The 17896-nt window shown below is 59.7% G+C and carries 10 protein-coding genes; 2 read left to right on the top strand and 8 right to left on the bottom strand.

Annotated features, from left to right (window positions below):
• The first annotated feature begins 196 nt into the window (after positions 1-196).
• A complete protein-coding gene (locus tag DYI22_RS00700) occupies positions 197-2929 on the top strand; it encodes a LuxR C-terminal-related transcriptional regulator (protein WP_213476112.1) in 2733 nt (910 codons plus the stop codon).
• A gap of 267 nt (positions 2930-3196) precedes the next feature.
• Here the strand turns inward: DYI22_RS00700 and dinG are convergent, their stop codons facing one another.
• The 5 genes from dinG to DYI22_RS00675 form a co-directional block, all read right to left on the bottom strand.
• On the bottom strand, positions 3197-5389 hold the full coding sequence (gene dinG / locus DYI22_RS00695; protein ID WP_213476111.1) for an ATP-dependent DNA helicase DinG: 2193 nt from the start codon (positions 5387-5389) through the stop codon (positions 3197-3199).
• Positions 5389-6123, bottom strand: coding sequence for a general secretion pathway protein GspB (locus DYI22_RS00690; protein ID WP_213476110.1), 735 nt, complete (start codon positions 6121-6123; stop codon positions 5389-5391). Before DYI22_RS00690 ends, dinG begins: the two co-directional genes overlap by 1 nt.
• Entirely contained in the window at positions 6123-7847 is a 1725-nt protein-coding gene (locus DYI22_RS00685; RefSeq protein WP_213476109.1) for an ExeA family protein, read from the bottom strand. The genes DYI22_RS00690 and DYI22_RS00685 overlap by 1 nt, the downstream gene beginning before the upstream one ends.
• A gap of 115 nt (positions 7848-7962) precedes the next feature.
• Positions 7963-9447, bottom strand: coding sequence for a DUF3336 domain-containing protein (locus tag DYI22_RS00680; RefSeq protein ID WP_213476108.1), 1485 nt, complete (start codon positions 9445-9447; stop codon positions 7963-7965).
• 5 nt (positions 9448-9452) lie between these two features.
• Positions 9453-10238: a VacJ family lipoprotein gene (locus DYI22_RS00675; RefSeq protein WP_213476107.1), complete on the bottom strand. Its 786-nt coding sequence runs from the start codon at positions 10236-10238 to the stop codon at positions 9453-9455.
• Positions 10239-10330: 92 nt separating this feature from the next.
• Between DYI22_RS00675 and DYI22_RS00670 the strand changes: the two genes are divergently transcribed.
• Positions 10331-10738 carry an acyl-CoA thioesterase gene (locus DYI22_RS00670; RefSeq protein WP_213476106.1) on the top strand — a complete coding sequence of 136 codons (408 nt, stop codon included), beginning with the start codon at positions 10331-10333 and terminating at the stop codon, positions 10736-10738.
• A 9-nt stretch (positions 10739-10747) separates the two neighbouring features.
• On the opposite strand, the gene DYI22_RS00665 is transcribed toward DYI22_RS00670, so the two are convergent.
• The 3 genes from DYI22_RS00665 to DYI22_RS00655 all read right to left on the bottom strand — a co-directional run bounded on the left by DYI22_RS00665 (position 10748) and on the right by DYI22_RS00655 (position 17717).
• A complete protein-coding gene (locus DYI22_RS00665; protein WP_213476105.1) occupies positions 10748-11869 on the bottom strand; it encodes a beta-ketoacyl-ACP synthase III in 1122 nt (373 codons plus the stop codon).
• Between the two features lie 101 nt (positions 11870-11970).
• Entirely contained in the window at positions 11971-15897 is a 3927-nt protein-coding gene (gene hrpA, locus DYI22_RS00660) for an ATP-dependent RNA helicase HrpA (RefSeq protein ID WP_213476104.1), read from the bottom strand.
• A 143-nt stretch (positions 15898-16040) separates the two neighbouring features.
• Positions 16041-17717, bottom strand: a complete 1677-nt coding sequence (locus tag DYI22_RS00655; RefSeq protein ID WP_213476103.1) for a long-chain fatty acid--CoA ligase — start codon at positions 17715-17717, stop codon at positions 16041-16043.
• Positions 17718-17896 lie beyond the last annotated feature (179 nt).

Raw genomic sequence — 17896 nt, 5'->3', positions numbered from 1 at the left:
GCTGTAGAGAAACAGAATACGCATAACATTTTTGTTTTTCATTCTTTTTGAGTATACAAAACCCGTCCCAGTCAGTTTAGACCAAAAATCGAATAACACCGCATCGCTAATGACGTTTTTGCAGCCCTCGCCCTTGACTTCAGTGTGACAAAGCACACAATCCGGTATCGATACCTTTCACGCATTCAGGGACACGATGCTGCTGACGACCAAATTCCTCAGACCCACCTCCGATCCCCGCACTGTGCGGCGGGAACGGCTGTATCGTCTGTTGCAGCCGGGCGCTCCCAAACGCCTGAATCTGGTGGTCGCGCCTGCAGGTTTCGGGAAAACCACGCTGGTCAGTCAGTGGTGTGCACAACTCGGCTCGTCCTCCGCCTGGCTATCCCTCGATGAGCACGATAACGAACCCAGGCGTTTTTGGCAGTACGTCGCGGGCGCTCTGGAACACAGTGGGCTGGCCGGGATGGACCTGTGCCGCCAGCAGCTCAGCCACTGCTCGCTGCAGGAGCTTGAGGGCCCGATCACCGGGGTGATCAATGCGCTGGCTGCGGACGGCGCCAACTGGGCGCTGGTGCTGGATGATTTCCATTTTATTCAGAGTGCCGACATCCAGCGCCAACTGGCGTACTTTGTGGATTATCTGCCGCCGGGTGTCACGCTCACCGTCGCCTCCCGGACGGAGCCACCGTTACCGCTGGCCCGCTGGCGCGTCCGCCGCTGGGTTGAAGACATCCACCCCACCCTGCTGGCGTTCACCGAAGACGAATGCCGCCGCTTTTTCCGGGAAACCATGACCCTCGAGGTCTCCGAGCACGATATCCGTCGTATTCTGCAAAAAACCGAGGGCTGGGTTGCCGCTATGCAGTTATCGGCGCTGGCCGGTGCAAAAAGCGAAGATCAGCAGGCTACAGCGCCGACCATTACGATTGACGTGGATGAACGGCGGATCAATGAATACGTGCTCACTGAGGTGCTTGAGCAGCAGCCGGAAGCAACCCGCGATTTCCTGCTCGCCACCGCCTGCTGCCCTCGGCTGTGCGCCTCCCTTTGCGACAGCGTACGGGGTGCCTCGGACAGCCAGAGCATGCTGGAGCAACTGCTCCGGCAAAACCTGTTCTTGATTCCCCTGGACACCAGAAACCACTGGTTTCGCTACCATGACCTGTTTCGCGATGCCCTGTTGCAGCGCGCCTGGTCGCGGAACCCGGAAGCGGCCAGGGTGCATTGGCAGCGAACCGTTGAATGGCTTCTGACCCACGACCACGTGCAGGAAGGCATCGCCCAGATCGTTCGCCAACAGGATTGGGGGTGGCTGGCACGGGTACTGGCCGAACACGGTAACAACCTGATCCACGGCGGCTACCATCTACCGGTACTGCAATGGCTGGATGCCCTCCCGGCAGCAACCGTGGAGGACAGCCCGCAACTGCAGATGCTGCGAATCTGGTCACTGTTCTTCGCCAACCGGGTGGATGTGCTGGAGCCCCTGTTAACGGATCTGGAAGATATACTCGACCGCCGCGTGGCGGACTCCCATCCGGACGCCGAGGGGGCACTGGGCCTGCAGAGCGAGATTTCCCTGATCCGCTCCTATCTGGCGCGCACCAGAAGCGACGAGAAAAGCGCATCCGACCTGACCCGTCAGGTTCTGCGGGATATTGACCACACCCGTATTCCGCTAAAGTCAGTGACCTACTACGGCGTGGGCCTGGATTACTACGGCAAGGGTGACCTGCCTTCCGCCGAAGAAGCCCTACGCTCCGCCGTCCGTTACGGCGAACTGGAACGCAAACCCACCACGGTTCTGTCCAGTGGCGGGCTTCTGGCCTGGATTCAATACAATCGCGGCGACATCGACGAAGCCCTGGAAACCTGCACGTCGGTCCGTCACTGGGTGGATCAGCACTACGCCGATCCGTCACAGCCGCGGCTTATTTCCTGCTGGCAGAACAGCGCGTTGACCGAAATTTACCGGGAGCGCAACGAGCCGGAACTGGCGGCGTCCCATCTGGCTCCGTTGCTGGATCACGTCACCAAGGGCACAGAGCCGGGGCAGCACGTAATCATCCAGTATGTCAGAGGTCACCTGGCGTTTACCGAAGGTCGTTACCAGGAAGCCATCACGGCGCTGGAAGACGCCGTTTCTGTGGCTCGCCGCCGGCGCGAACACATTGTATTCGAACCACCGGCATGCTCGGCGCTGCTGGCACGGTGCTACCTTGCTTCCGGGCATCTGGAAGAAGCCGAGCGCTGGGTACAATCGGTCAGCGGGGAATCGTTCTCCAACCCCCTTAACCGCGAGCAGAATCAGATCAGTAAGGCACGTGTATTGGTGGCCTCACAGCGTCCCGCTGACGCCATTGCCCTGTTGGCCCCGATGCGCCTGAGCGCCGAGAAAGACCAGCATTTCCGCCATCTGGTGGAAATACTCACGGTGTATGCCGAAGCACTGTACGCCGAAAACAAGCCGGCTGACGCCGCCGTATTACTGGCTCAGGCCGTACAGAAAGGTGCAGAAGCCGGTTTCATGCGCCTGTTCGCCGAGGAAAGCATGACCATCCGGCAGCACCTGATGGCCTTGCCAGCCCTCCAGTCGCCGTCAAGCTGGAACAGCACCTTGCTGGCCATGCTGCGTAATGTGGAGGTGCAGCAAGCGCAGCCCGAAGTTGCAGCAGCGGAGGCGACGGAACAGCATGAATCCGCCGACGCCCAAGGCAATGACGCGCTGGCTGAACCTCTGAGCCAGCGCGAGCAGGAAGTCCTTGCGTTGATTAATGAGGGCCTGGCCAACAAGGAGATTGCCAGCCAGATGGCGGTGGCGCCGGCCACAGTAAAGGCTCATATTCGCAACCTTTATGGCAAGCTGGGTGCGAGTCGGCGTACCGAAGCACTCGCACGGGCGCGGGAGCTGGGACTACTGCATTAGCAGGCATTCCGGGCACCCCTGTTTGTGACGCAGATCACGTTTCTGGCGAACTAATACGCCCCACTACGCCCTTTGGACGATCCGGATAAGCCCCCGCCTCTTCTATGATGGTTTCCAAGGTGAGGCGAGCCCTCACCAGGAATTCTGAAACTTCAGGCCTTCAGACTTCTTGTTCCGCGTTGTTTCGACGCCCGGGTTCGAACAGAACCCCTTTGACAAGAGCCATTCTTCACCGGATGGCTCTTTTTTTATGGGCGCCTGCCGGCGTCAGTGCTCGATGATCCGACGGAACGGTGGCAACGCGTCAAGCAGAAGCTGCCCGTAGCGGCGCGCAACGATTCTGCGGTCGAGGATGGTCACCCTCCCGGTGTCCTGCTCAGTGCGCAACAGCCGGCCGACCGCCTGCACCAGTTTGATGGATGCATCCGGCACTGTGATTTCCATGAACGGATTCCCCCCGCGCTGGGTCACCCACTCCGCCAGGCTGGCCTCGATGGGATCGTCCGGCACTGAAAACGGCAGGCGGGTAATCACCACATGGCCAAGATATTTGCCCGGAAGATCAATGCCCTCGGCAAAGCTGGCCACCCCGAACAGAACGCTGGGCCGGCCTTCATCGACTCGCGCGCAATGCTGGCGCAGCACCTCGCCCTTGGCCATATCGTCCTGGGTGATGATCAGGTCAGGGTATTCCGGCGCCAGCGCGTCGCGCACAAGTTGCATCTGCCGACGCGCCGTGAACAAGACCAAGGTGGCCTTCTCGCCCGCCCACAGATCCGGCAACCGTGACACCAACGCATCGGTGAAGGCATCGTCGGTGGGCATCGCAGACATGGCGGGCACTTCCACCGTCGCCATCTCGGCGTAGCGGAAAGAACTGGGCACAACCAGAAACCGGCTGGCGTCAGGCAAGCCGGCTCGCGCCTGCAGGCGGTCGAACCGCCCCAGAGCCGTCAGCGTAGCGCTGGTCAGCACGGCGCCGTAGGCCCGGGACCACAGGCGGGAATACAGCAGGTTATCCGCCAGCACGGGGCTGCTGTACAGGGTAATATCCTCGGCATGGTCGTATCGCTGGCGAATGGCCCAACGTGCCGGCGGCGGGCTTTTCAGCTTGCCGCGGGGTTTCGGATCGCTTTCTTCGCCGGCGTCGCCAGGATCCAGTTGCGCGCCGGTAGCCTCACACCAGGCCGCCCACAGCCGCAACTGGTCCTCGGAGCGGGCGTGAAATGAGCCGATCACCGGATACCAGGACTCGGCAGTATCCCGGTCCACCTCGTGTTCCTTGCGCTCATCAAACGCTTTTTGCAACTCGTCGGCCAGTACACCCAGCTGGCGCACCAGATTGGCGGTCGCAAGCCGTGCGTTGGCGGCCAACTCCGCCAGCGCCTCCGGCAACTCGCCTTCCGGGTACCGCCATTGCGCTGAACGCCGTTCCTCGGAAAACTCCCAGCCGGTATTCTGCTCCGCCTCGTCATACACCTCCGTGAGCGCCACGTCGACTTCCCGCGAGGCATGACTGACCCGGTCAATGGTCTTGGCCGCGACGGTGGCGGGCCCGAGGAAGGGCTGCATCTTGCCCAGCGCCTGGGAAAGTTGCTTCAGCCATTGTCGCGTGGCATTCAGGGGTACCGACGCGGCAAAATGGTTCAACGCCTTGTCCGGCAGATGATGGGCCTCATCGAAAATAAACAGGGCATTCTCAGGCTCCGGCAGGATCGCCCCACCGCCCAGGGCCAGATCAGCCAGCACCAGATCATGGTTGGCAACCACAATGTCGGCATCGTCCAGATCTTTGCGGGCGTCAAAAAACGCACAACTGTCAAAGTAACTGCAGTGCCGATTGGTGCACTGGCGATGATCCGTGGTGACCTGGCGCCAGACGTCGTCCGGTATCTGATCAGGCCAGTGGTCACGGTCACCGTCCCAGGTACGGGAACCGTAACTGGCCAGCATTTCCTCGAAGAACGCCCGCGTGCCCGGTTCTTCCTGGCCGGGACTGTCGAGCAGGAAAAGCGGCATGGTGTCGCTGTCGCCGTTGCCCTCATCGTGAAGGCGGGCCTCCAGCCGCGACATGCACAGATAGCGGCCCCGCCCCTTGGCCAACGTCCAGGAGAAATCCATCTTGCTGTGTTTGCGCAGATCCGGCAGATCCTTGTGAACTATCTGGTCTTGCAGCGCCACCGTGGCGGTGGAGATCACCAGGGTTTTCCCCAACGCTTTGGCGACCGGAATGGCGGCAATCAGATACGCCAGGGTTTTCCCGGTACCGGTACCGGCCTCAACCACACAGGCGGCGGGAGGAGACGTTCGCTGGCCGTCGTTTTCGGTAATATCGCCCATATAACGGGCGATTTCGGCAATCATCAACCGCTGGCCGTAACGGGCACGAATGTCCTTACCGGCCAGAACGTCCCGATAGCTTTGCTGAATCTGTTGCTTGGTGTCGTCTGCCAGAGCCATCAGCGGGGGCTCATCCAGTCTCGAACCACGCCCACGCGAAAGTGCCGGCCATTCTTCGACAGCTCGACGCCATCTTCGGTGATCCTTTCCACGCGAATACCGGAAAAGCTGTCGCCCACTCTCATGTACTGGTTATTGATCATCACCCGCCGGGACGCCGGTTCGGATGCGTATATATGGCTGTTAAAAATCAAATCAGGAATACTCTTCTGAAAAGGAACGGGCAGCTCGACCAGATGCGGTACGCGCTGCTCGGGGAACGCCTCGGGTTCGCTTGGACCGGGCGCGGCCATAGGCCGGTTCGGTACGATGATGGTCGGCCGCAGGCGTGGTTCCGGATCGCCCGACTCAACGATGGCCGGCTCATTCTCCCGGGGCATCGGGTCGGGCACGGCAACTGGCTTTGGCTCAACGGACGGCATTACGTCCGCCGTGCTCCCCGCTTTCTCTGCCGGTGAAGACTGAACAGGAGGAGGCGCGGGTGCCTCCGCCGGCGGGTTCGCGGTTGGCTCGGCGGCGTCTGGGCCCGAAGCCGCCTGCCCCGCCAACGAGGGCCAGAATACCACCAGCAATACCGCCGCGTTCAGCAGCAGCGCGCCTGCAATCCAGACCGCCGGAGGTAGAGTTTTCTTGCGGGGTTTGTGAATCAGCTGTACCTGCTGGCCCAGATCAGGAATCTTGCCCTGCCGGCGTTCGGTTTCTGACTTGCGAAGCGCATCCAGAATGTACGACATCAGTTCACCCCACCCGACACGCCGTCACTGAGCCGAGGCACCTCGGCTCCGAGATCGTTATTGATCTGGATTATGGTCATGGCACCGGCGATGCCATCCACCGTCAGCCCTTTCTGACCCTGGTACCAGCGAACCTGTTCCTCGCCATTCATGCGTTTGACCCGGTCACTTTCGGCGCGGCTGCCCGCGTGCAGGTCCGCCAGTTCCATCATTCGCGCCCCCATCCACAACTGTTCGCGGGCGGTGCCGGCTTCGCCTGCCGCGGTCGTCATATATGAGGGAAGCTCCCAAAGCACGATAAAGTCGCCGAACCAGTATGGCTCCAAACTGCTGAACGCAACCGTCGCCGGCCCGGAGGGCGTCAGGAGCACCGCCTGATCGCCCTCTACACTGCGCAGGGTGGCATAATGCCAGCGGCCGTCGTCGTCCCGGAGCTGGAGTATGGCCGGCCGATCCAGAAATTCCAGGCTGCGACGGGTGCCCTGCCGTTCCAGACACCTCAGCCCGTTTGCCAACGCATAGCCGCATTCAGAACCGCTCTCCGGCCCGGTATCACCGATCGTAGACTCCGACCTCCAGGCCGATAAGAGTGCCCGATAGGCCTCATTGAGCGAACGGGAATGTTGCGTGAACTCGAAGCTTGCGAGCGGCTCAACGCCCCCCTCGGAAGGCGTCGCTTCCTCAGCAACTTCAAGGCGCTCGATGGTGCCTGCACGCTCGTCGGTTTCCGTTTCACTGCTGCCGTTGTTGGGCGCAGGTACTTCGCTTTCGCCGGCCATGGGCACCACAGACGCCGGGCGCATACTCCAGCGATCGTCCAGTAGCCACAGCGTTGCTATGACCGCCAGCAGCAGGGATGCCACCACCACCATCCACGGGTGCCTGTCGCCCCCTTTTACCGGTGCACCGCTGGACCGCAAGCCACCATTCACTTCCTGCGCGGCCTTGCGGATGTGCCCGGCGGTGATCACGTGTTCGCCTTCTGCGTAAGCACCGAGCAGGGCCCGATCACTGATCAGGTTAATCAGCCTGGGAATACCGTCGCTGGCGCTGAACAGCTTCTTGATGGCACCGGCGGTAAAAATCTCCGCCCGCAATCCGGCCACCCCCAGGCGATAACGCAGGTATCCAGGCAGTTCATCGCGATTGAGTGCGTCGAGGTGGTAGCGTGCGGTCACCCGCTGGTTGAGCTGCCGAAGCTCTGGTCGCGCCAGCAGGTCCTGCAACTCCGGCTGGCCCAGCAGCACGATCTGCAGCAGCTTTTTCTCGGCGGTCTCCAGATTGGTCAACAGGCGCAGCTGTTCCAGAACATCCGCCGACAAGTTCTGCGCCTCGTCAATCATCAGAACCTTATGGCGACCGGCCGCGTGCGCCTTGAGCAGGTCCGCGTTGATCAGATCCACCAGGTGCTTGATGCTTGCCCCGGCCGGGTGGGGAATCTCCAGCTCATCGCAAATGGAAGAAAGCAGTTCCCGCGCCGACAGCCTTGGGTTCAGGATCAGGGCAATGTCGACGTTGTCCGGCACGTTCTCGATGAAACAACGACTAACGGTGGTTTTCCCGGTGCCCACTTCACCAGTGATGATGATGAAGCCGCCCTGCCCCTGAACGCCATACATGAGGTGAGCCAGCGCCTCTTTATGGCGCTCGCTCAGATACAGGTAGCGGGGGTCCGGAGCAATCGAAAACGGGGGTTCCCGAAAACCGAAGAAATCGTAGTACATGAGTGTCCAGTCTGGTGCTCAGGCGGAGCGTGCGGAAGACGTTGGCGCGGATGCGCCGACCGTCTTCCCGGCCATCGCCGTATCATACCGCCCGTCTCCCGGGCATGTCATCTCATCAACTTCCGGAATCGCCGCTGCTCACCAGTCTGAGTTCGCTGATTGCACGCCGTTGCTGGTTCTTCAGACGCCGCACGCACCGTTCCAGAGTTTTGGATATGCGGGCATGGGAGCGAATCATGGAGATCTTCGGCCAGGTCGCACGCTCTCCGGCAAGGATCAATTCCCGCACATACTCGGGCTCCGGATTGCTCAGCATGCGACTGAAATCCCGTAGACTGTAGTCAGGCGCAATGTTCACATCCCCTGAATAGCGCTGAGCCATAATGGTATACATCTGACCGGAGAGCTGCCTGAACAATTCCGGCCTTACCCGTTTGCGCAAGTAGTCAAACAGGCCCTGACCATGAAACTGGATTTCCGATTTCAGCAAATGCAGTGGCAGCCTGGCGAGGCTGAGCTTCTCGTCGCGACCACCACCGGAAAGAAAGGGCACCACATGGGGATTGGTCTGGCTGACGATGGTGTAATTCACATCGTACAGGTGCATCAGGCGGTCAATGGGCAGATCACTGACCACGGAACCATCGACGAATTTGAGTCGCGGCATATAGGGCAGCGAATGCCCATGTATATCTTTTTTCATCAGCGTGACCGGCGGGAAGATGCCCGGTACGGCGGCACTGGCCAGCGCCGCACTCCAGACCAGTAAATAAGGCGAGGTATAGCCACACAGCAATCGGGCTTTCTGGTGCGCCTGAACCGGGGAAACACTGATGTTGATGGACCGGCCGGTGCGCTGGTAGGCCTCTTCAAAGGTCAGCTCGCCAATATTGGCACGCAGGCAGGACTTGAGCTGATCCTGATCCATCAGGCCTTCGCCGCGCATGGCACTGAGCAGCCCGCGCCACTTCCAGGCCTTGAGGTGATGGTTTTCGGGCACCAGCATCTCGGGGATCTCCGCGTCCGTATGGACGCCCAGAATGCCGGCAATGATGGCGCCGATACTGGAGCCGGCGATAACCTGGGGCAGCAATCCTTTTTCCCAGAGCGCCTTGATTACCCCAAAATGGAACATCCCGAGGGTTGCGCCGCCACTGAGCAACAGCGTTGGGCGCCCGAAGCTGTTGAGGGTGTCACGGAAAAACTGGAGCTTGTCGGCGACCGGAAAACCCGGCACCGGGTGGTCACAGAGGAAATCCAGGCCCTCGCACACCTGCAGGATATATTCCTCGATCAGGTGCTTGGTGCCGACCCGGGAACGGGTGTACAGGACGGGATTACCCATGTTGCCCAGATCGTGGTGCAGCCCTTCCCTCAGCGCCCGTTTAAGGCGCTCGAAATCGTTCTGCTGGCGATACTGCCGGAGATTACTGAGCCGGTCGTAAATCAGTTCGTAGTGGTAAAGGTCAGAAACAAACTCCTCTTTCCACTCGGCATTGCCCTCCAGGAAATCGAGTTCCAGGGCAGCGGCTTTCCATACTTCGTAATTGGGGGCCTCCGCCAGCATTTTGCGAAATTTGCGAATGCGGTCGTCGGTCATTGGCGTCAGAAATCTTCCAGCATCAGGTCGTCGTCTTCTTCAGCGAACGGATCGGAGACGGTTTTACCGTCATTGATCAGAAACTCCCGCCGTTGCAGGTACGCGTTTCTTACGAAAGTATAGCCGTCACCCGACATAAAGCTCTCGGCCGGGATCAGGTCTGCCCGCCGGTCCACGATCTGCAGGGCCCGCGCGAAGTAGACTTCCGGTTCGTCGGCGTAGTCCCAGGCCGATGGCAGCAGAAACAGCTCGGCACTGAAGCCGGTCAGATCCCGGGGGTTGGAAGGCCCAAGCAGCGGCAGCATCAGGTAGGGGCCCGGCCCCACACCCCAGTAGCCCAGCGTCTGGCCGAAATCTTCCGGCTGCTCGGGCAGGTCGAACGCGGTGGCAACATCGATCAGACCACCGAGGCCGAATACCGTGTTGTAGGTGAAGCGACCCGCAGCCACCACGGCAGACTCACCCTTGAGCTGAAACACGCTGTTTACGAAGTTACGGACTTCCGTCAGGTTATTGAAAAAATTGGTGACCGCCCGGTCGGCGAAATCGGGCATAACGGCGCGATAGCCACTGGCAACCGGCCTGAGGAACCAGTCGTCAATGGTTTCGTTGAACCCGTACACCTTACGGTTCCAGTTTTCGTAAGGGTCCGTTTCATTGACCTGAATGGAAGAATCCGGGGCGGGTTCCTGGACGTTCTGGGCGATTACTCCGGACGGGGCGGCCATGAGAGCCAGCCAGGCTGTAAGTGCAAGCCACGAGCCCGGTCTCCGTGCAAAAATATCTGTCATCTAAGAGCCTGAGGTTGTTAATTCCGTTTCAATTCGTCGAAAATGCCGGCTCTGTTATTATTTTTATTCACGTTCAGGTTCGGAGGAACCCAATGTCAGTACCGGGAAATCTAGTCAACACCCTGTCCACGCCCCTCCGCTGGGGAGACATGGATGCATACGGTCACGCCAACAATACGGTGTATTTCCGATTCTTCGAGGAAGCCCGAATCGTATGGCTGGCCTCCATGAACCTCGGTGGCCCCGAAGCCCCAGACGGCCCGATCATTATAAAGACCAGCGCCACGTTTCTGAAGGAACTAAATCATCCAGCGACAGTGGTGGTCAAAACATACGCCGACAAGGCCGGCAATACCAGCCTCGACACTTACCATACCCTCACCGACGCTGACACCGGCGAGCTATACGCCGAGGGTTACGCGAAAATTGTCTGGTTCGACCGGATCAAGCGGTCTTCAACCCGGCTGCCCGACGCCCTGAGGGCCCTGGCAACCGGTTGACCAGGCTCGTTATCGGCGGCGCACCACCACGCTGCCGATGGAATAACCCGCGCCGAAGGAGCAAATGACGCCAAGGTCACCGGACTGCAGGTCATCCTTGTATTTGTGGAAGGCGATAATCGACCCGGCGGAACTGGTGTTGGCGTACTCGTCGAGAATAACCGGTGCTTCCTCGGTGGTCGCGTCACGACCCAGGACCTTGCGGGCAATCAACTGGTTCATGTTGAGGTTGGCCTGATGCAGCCACATCCGCCGCAGGTCATCGGGCGCCAGCGTCAACCGTTGAAGCTGAGCCAGGATGGTCTCTGCCACCAGCGGTGACACTTCCTTGAACACCTTGCGGCCCTGTTGCACAAACAGCTTGTCGGGCTTGCCAATCCCGGACTCGTCCGCGCGGTTCAGGAACCCGAAGTTGTTGCGAATGTTGTTCGAGAACTTCGTTTTGAGGCTGGTGCCCAGAATCTCATACCCGTGGCCGGCGGCAACATTTTCTTCACGCTCCACCAGAATCGCCGTGCAGGCATCGCCGAAGATGAAATGACTGTCGCGGTCGCGGAAATTGAGGTGGCCGGAACAGATTTCCGGGCTAACCACCAGCACCGCCCGCGCGCTGCCGTTTTCAACCGAGTTGACTGCCGCCTGCAAGCCGAAAGTTGCGGAGCTACAGGCCACGTTCATGTCGTAGGCAAAGCCGTCAATGCCCAGCGCTTCCTGCACCTCGATGGAGATGGCCGGGTACGGCCGCTGCATATTGGAGCAGGCAACAATCACGGCGTCCACGTCCGCTGGGCTTTTACCGGCCTGGCTCAGCGCGTCACGACAGGCCGCGACCGACATGTCGCACTGCACCGAGGGCTCATCGTTGCCGCGCTCAGGGATATGGGGCGTCATCCGATGCGGGTCCAGCGTGCCCTGCTTATCGATCACATGGCGGCGCTTGATCCCCGACGCTTTCTCAATGAACGCCGATGACGACGGTTGCAGCGGCTCCCGGTCACCCCGGGCGATTTCATCGGCGTTGCGGGCATTCTCGAGCTCGACGAAGGCATTGAACGCCTCCACCAACTCATCGTTATCAATGGTTGCAGGCGGTGTGTACAGACCGGTTCCGCTAATGACGGCTTTAATCACGCTAACCCCACGTCAACTGTCTATAAAAGAGTGAAGGAGAATTCCGATAATGCACCAAATGGTAACACAGTCGCCGGGTTTTGCCCGCGCCGACGAAAGTCTCACACGCGGGTCTTTTCCCACTGCCGGTCCAGTCGTTTGACGGATACTGGCATAAGGGTGCCCAATTGTTGGGCAAAGAACGACACCCGGTACTCTTCCAGCATCCACCGGTACCGGCTCAATTCCGGGTCGCGAACCCCTTGTCGCAGCTGTTCAGCGCACTTGCTCGCGTAACGCGACCAAAGCGGCTCGATGGTGTGGAGAAATTCCCGTTCGCGGCCAAGTTCCCGCGGCATCTTTTCAAACCGCAGGGCCGCGGCCTCAAAATAGCGGCCAAACTGCTCCAGCCAGGTAATCGGCGTGGCCACCAGAAACCCCGGGTACACCAGGTTCTGCAGCTGGAATTTCAGATCCGCCATGCTGTTGGCCAACGGCAGGCTGATCTTGCCTTTCAGTTTTTTCGCGATCTGGTGATAGCCCTTCATGGCGGTGTGGAGTCGTTCATCCGCCTGCTCCAGAGCCGGAATGAAATCGCCGCGCCCCCGCTCAAGGCATTGTTCGAACCGCTGGCGGTTCCGAGGCAACTCGCCTGCCAGGAAATGCGCCATCGCGGTGGACAACAACAGATCGTCCAGTAACACCCTGGCTTGTCCCACCGGTGCGAACATCAGCGCCGATGATTTGAAATGTGGCAGCTTGCGCTCGAGGTCATCGAGGGTGTTGCCGAAGCGGTTGATGATCAGCCGAGCCACCGCTTTGCGGCTTTCGTCTTCCGCCGTCAGGGGATCGAGGTATCGTGCCACCCTGACCGCCCTGCCCTGGTCCTCCAGAGCCGGATAAACAGTCACCTGCATCCCGCCTCTTTCAGTCTGAACCGATTCCGGAAGCGTGCCGAAATCCCAGTCTTCATACACCTGTTCTGACCCAGAGTCCTCGCTGGGCCGCGCCGCTGAAGCCAGTGCCTCCTCAGCCTGACTTTCAAGCCGGCTCTGCAGTTCCACCGTTTCCCGACCTTCGGCCATGACCTTACCGCCGTCGCCCAGAACCCGCACATTCATCCGCAGATGGCGCGGCAACTCCTGTTCCGGCCAGGCCTGTGGATCAATACAAACACCGGTCATCCGCCGTAACTGTTCGCCCAGCTGGAGGGCCAGCGGCTCATTGCTCGGCTGCATACTTTCCAGCGCTGCATCGACAAAATCCGGCACCGGCACGAAATTCCGGCGCAGGGCCTTGGGCAGCCCTTTGACCAGCGCGATGCATTTCTCCCTCAGCAGGCCAGGCACCAGCCATTCAAGGCGCCGGGCCGGAATCTGTTTCAGGGCCATCAGCGGCACCTGCAAGGTAACCCCGTCGCGCTCGCTGGTCGGCTCGAATTCGTAGCTTAGCGGGTATTGCACACCTTCCCAGGTCAGATAATCCGGGTACAGGTTCTCCGCCTGTTCGTCCATGGGCCGCTGAAGAATGTCCTGCTCGGTCAGCTCCATGTTTTTCAGTTCTTCAGCCGTGAGCCCTTTCCACCAGGATTCAAAATGCCGACCGCTTACGATGTCCTGCGGCAGCCGCTGATCGTAGAACGCAACCAGTGCTTCGTCGTCCACCAGCAAATCCCGCCGGCGGGTCTTTTTCTCGAGATCCTCGACGGAATCCAGCAGCGCCCGGTTCCGTTCAATGAACGGCGCCCGTGAACGGTAGTCACCTTCCACCAGGGCCCGGCGGATGAACAGGTCGCGGCATTCCTTCGGATCAACCTTGCTATACGGAATGCGACGGCGCGGGACGACATCCAGCCCGTAGAGCGTTACCTTCTCGTACCCCATGACCTGGGCGCGCTTCTGCTCCCAGTGAGGTTCAAAATAGTGATGCTTCACCACATGCCCGGCCAGCGGCTCAATCCATTCGGGCTGAATCGCCGCCACCGTGCGGGCAAACACACGACTGGTTTCCACAATTTCCGCGGCGACAATCCACTTCGGCGCGCTTTTGGACACCTTCGAACCGGGGAACAGGGTCACCTTGCGGTTTCGGGTTGCCAGGTATTCCCGTTTTTCCACCTTAATCGCCACCTGGCCCAGCAACCCCGCCAGAATGGCTTTGTGCAATGAATCGTAATTGGCCGGCTCGGTGTTGATGGCCAGCTTCTGCTCGCGACAGATCAACGTCAGCTGACGATGAATGTCACGCCACTCCCGCATGCGCATCCACGACAGGAAGGTTTTCTGACACACCTTCTTGAGCTGATTCTGTGACAATTCCTGGCGCTGCTCCTCGTAAAACCGCCAGAGATTCAGCAGGCTGGCAAAGTCCGACTCCTTGTCGTTGAACGGTGCGTGGGCCTGGTCGGCCGCCTGCTGCTTGTCCTGAGGCCGCTCGCGGGGATCCTGAATACTCAGCCCTGCAATGATCACCAGGGTTTCGGACAGGCTGCCAAGCTCTGCCGCAGTCACCAGCATGCGAGCCAGCCGCGGGTCCAGCGGCAAACGGGACATGGTCTGACCGAGCCGGGTTACCCGGCGTCTGTCATCAACCGCGCCCAGTTCCTCGAGCAGCTTGTAGCCATCGTTGATGAGACGGTTGTCCGGCGCCTCCAGAAACGGGAAGTGGCGGATGTCACCCAGACCGGTGGTGGCCATCTGCAGAATCACCGACGCCAGGTTGGTACGCAGGATTTCCGGGTCCGTGTACTCCGGCCGATTGATGAAATCGGTTTCGTCGAACAGGCGGAAGCAGATACCCGGCGCTACCCGCCCGCAGCGGCCAGCACGCTGGTTGGCACTGGCCTGGGAAATCGCCTCGATGGGTAGCCGCTGTATTTTCGAACGCACGCTGTAACGGCTGATACGGGCGACCCCGGTGTCGATCACGTATCGAATTCCCGGAACCGTCAACGAGGTCTCCGCCACGTTGGTGGATAGCACGATTCGCCGACCGCGATGCCCCTGAAAGACGCGGTTCTGTTCCTGATTGCTGAGTCGTGAATACAGCGGCAGCACTTCGGTATGCTTCAGATCGACATGTCGCAACACCTTGCTGAGGTTGCGGATCTCCCGTTCACCCGGGAGGAACACCAGCACATCACCGGGCGGCTTCTTTTCCTGCCGCTCGTGTTGCTCGATTTCCTCAAGTGCCTGCAGAACACCATCGGTCCAGCCCTGGTCGCGGTCGTCCTCGTCGCCGGTCAGGGGACGATAGCGAATATCTACCGGATACGTGCGGCCGCTGACTTCAATCACCGGTGCATCGTTGAAGAAGTTGCTGAAACGTTCCACCTCGATGGTGGCGGAGGTGATAATCACCTTCAGGTCCGGGCGTTTCGGCAGCAATTGGCGCAGATAACCCAGCAGAAAATCGATGTTGAGGCTGCGCTCGTGGGCTTCGTCAATGATCAGGGTGTCGTAACGGTCGAGGAAACGGTCGTGCTGGATTTCCGCCAGCAGTATGCCGTCCGTCATCACCTTGACCCGTGACTGCTCCGACGTGGTGTCCGTAAAGCGTACCTGGTAACCCACCTGCTGCCCGGTTTGCTCGCCCAGTTCCTCGGCGATACGCCCGGCAACACTGCGGGCGGCGATGCGTCGTGGCTGGGTGTGGCCAATCAGGCCGCGAATACCACGACCGCTGTTGAGGCAGATTTTCGGAATCTGGGTTGTCTTACCGGAGCCCGTCTCCCCCGCAATGATCACCACCTGGTGATCGGCAATGGCGTCACGAATATCATCAACCCGCTCGGACACCGGGAGATCGGGCGGAAACGTAGCCGACTTATGCAGTGCCTGACGCTGCTGGACCCGCGCCAGGCCACGATCCAGCCAACCGGCCATCTTTTCCAGATCCTTCTGACCCGGTTTGCCCTTTTTGCGCGCCAGCAACTTGTGAATACGGGCTGCCTCCTGCTGGTTGCAGGCATCCAGCTGTTCCATAACCGCCTTGACGGCGGCACTGTTGTCCGACAACGAGGGGGATGATTGCGCGGGTGTGCGGGTCATGAGCAGAAGCTACCACGGTGCGATGGGGTCAGGTGAATGGCGTTAGTCTAACGGGATCAGCCGGCTGGATAAACGGAAAAACCCCGCCGGTGCGGGGTCTTTCCTGCCGCTGAAGCCTGCCGGAGCAGGCTTTGCGCGGGGTCTTACTTCGCGTTTGCTTCGTCGCGCAGTTCGCGACGCAGGATCTTGCCCACATTGGTCTTGGGCAGCTCCTCGCGGAACTCAAAGTTCTTCGGCACTTTGTACGCGGTCAGGCGTTCGCGACAGAACTCTTTCAACTCGTTCTCGGACACGCCTTCCGCCGTTGCGACCAGATAAACCTTTACGGCTTCGCCGCTCTTGGCATCAGGGATACCCACAGCCGCACACTCAACCACCTTGGGATGGCTGCTCACCACATCCTCGATCTCGTTCGGGAAGACGTTGAAACCGGACACAATGATCATGTCTTTCTTGCGGTCAACAATGCGGATGTAGCCATCTTCCTGGATCAGGGCAATATCCCCGGTCTGCAGGAATCCGTCCTCCGTGAAGGACTTCTGGGTGTCCTCAGGGCGCTGCCAATAGCCGCGCATCACCTGCGGGCCTTTTACGCAAAGCTCGCCTGGCTCGCCCAGCGGGGTTTCGTTGCCTTCGTCATCAATGGTTTTTACCACAGTGGAAGGAATCGGCAGCCCGATAGTGCCCAGTTGAATCGCACTGTGCGGGTTGAAGGTGACAACCGGAGACGTCTCGGTCATGCCGTAGCCTTCACTGATTTCACAGCCGGTTACCCGCTGCCACATCTTGGCAGTATCGCTGGTCAGGGCCATACCACCGGAAGAGGTCAGCTTCAGGGCGCTGAAATCCAGGGCCTGGAAATCTTCGTTATTGCACAGGGCCACGAACAGGGTGTTCAGACCGAGGAAGGCAGTGAATTTGTGGTTCTTCAGCTCTTTCACAAAGCCCGGGATATCCCGCGGATTCGGAATCAGCACGTTGTGTGCCCCGGCTTCCAGCATGATGCCGCAGTTCAGGGTAAAGGAATAAATGTGGTAAAGCGGGAGCGGCGCGATGACCACTTCCTGGCCCTCGACCACCATATCTTCCATCATCGGCCGGGTCTGCAGCAGGTTGGCCACCAGGTTGCCATGGGTCAGCATCGCACCTTTGGCGACACCCGTGGTGCCACCGGTGTACTGAAGTACGGCAATGTCGTCCTGCTTGCTTTCAACCGGAGTGAACTTTTCCCGCGCGCCGGCGCTGAGCACCGCTGGCAACTTGTGTGCCTGAGGCAGGTTGAACGGCGGTACCATCTTTTTGACGTGCTTGATCACCGCGTTCATCAGCGTGCGCTTGATCGGTGAATGCATGTCGGCAATCTCGGTAACGATGACATGCTCGATGCCCGTGTGCGGCAGCACTTTCTCGGCATTTTCGGCCATGTTGGCCAGCACCACCAGCGCCTTGGCGCCAGAATCATTGAACTGGTGTTCCATTTCCCGCGTGGTGTAAAGCGGGTTGGTGTTCACCACGATGAGACCGGCGCGCATGGCGCCAAACACAACAACAGGATACTGGCTGACGTTCGGCATCTGAACCGCAATACGGTCACCGGGTTTCAGGTCGGTTTTGTTCTGGAGCCAAGCGGCGAAATTGCGGCTCTGGGTATCAAGATCACGATAGGTCAGGGTTGCGCCGACAGCACTGAAAGCCGGCCGGTCCGCGTACGTCTTGACGGCCTGTTCAAATACATCGACCATGCTTTTGTATTTGTTCAGGTCGACCTCGCGGGGGACACCAGCGGGGTATTTGTCCTGATAGAACTGCTCGAAATCCATCACCATCTCCTGTCGGGCGCTTGTGTTTATAATGATTTACCCCTGCCGACCTGATCAAAAAATCAACTCGACAAAAGTATCAGCCTAAAAATGAGGGGGAGAGAATAGCAGTTTTGTGATCGATGAGGTAGTTTTCACAGCACACCTGTTCACCACCCTTTTCAACCTGCAAATCGCCG

It is taken from the genome of Marinobacter lipolyticus, from assembly GCF_018424605.1.
Lineage (GTDB): Bacteria > Pseudomonadota > Gammaproteobacteria > Pseudomonadales > Oleiphilaceae > Marinobacter > Marinobacter lipolyticus_B.
The sequence above is the reverse complement of the archived record's forward strand: the minus strand, read 5'-3'. Positions and strand labels throughout refer to the sequence as shown.

Bases quoted from the DNA above. Each gene is read 5' to 3' on its own strand.
- dinG (WP_213476111.1), bottom strand. From the start codon at position 5,389: ATGGCTCTGGCAGACGACACCAAGCAACAGATTCAGCAAAGCTATCGG.
- DYI22_RS00655 (WP_213476103.1), bottom strand. From the start codon at position 17,717: ATGGATTTCGAGCAGTTCTATCAGGACAAATACCCCGCTGGTGTCCCC.
- hrpA (WP_213476104.1), bottom strand. From the start codon at position 15,897: ATGACCCGCACACCCGCGCAATCATCCCCCTCGTTGTCGGACAACAGT.
- DYI22_RS00675 (WP_213476107.1), bottom strand. From the start codon at position 10,238: ATGACAGATATTTTTGCACGGAGACCGGGCTCGTGGCTTGCACTTACA.
- DYI22_RS00685 (WP_213476109.1), bottom strand. From the start codon at position 7,847: ATGTACTACGATTTCTTCGGTTTTCGGGAACCCCCGTTTTCGATTGCT.
- DYI22_RS00700 (WP_213476112.1), top strand. From the start codon at position 197: ATGCTGCTGACGACCAAATTCCTCAGACCCACCTCCGATCCCCGCACT.
- DYI22_RS00690 (WP_213476110.1), bottom strand. From the start codon at position 6,123: ATGTCGTACATTCTGGATGCGCTTCGCAAGTCAGAAACCGAACGCCGG.
- DYI22_RS00670 (WP_213476106.1), top strand. From the start codon at position 10,331: ATGTCAGTACCGGGAAATCTAGTCAACACCCTGTCCACGCCCCTCCGC.
- DYI22_RS00680 (WP_213476108.1), bottom strand. From the start codon at position 9,447: ATGACCGACGACCGCATTCGCAAATTTCGCAAAATGCTGGCGGAGGCC.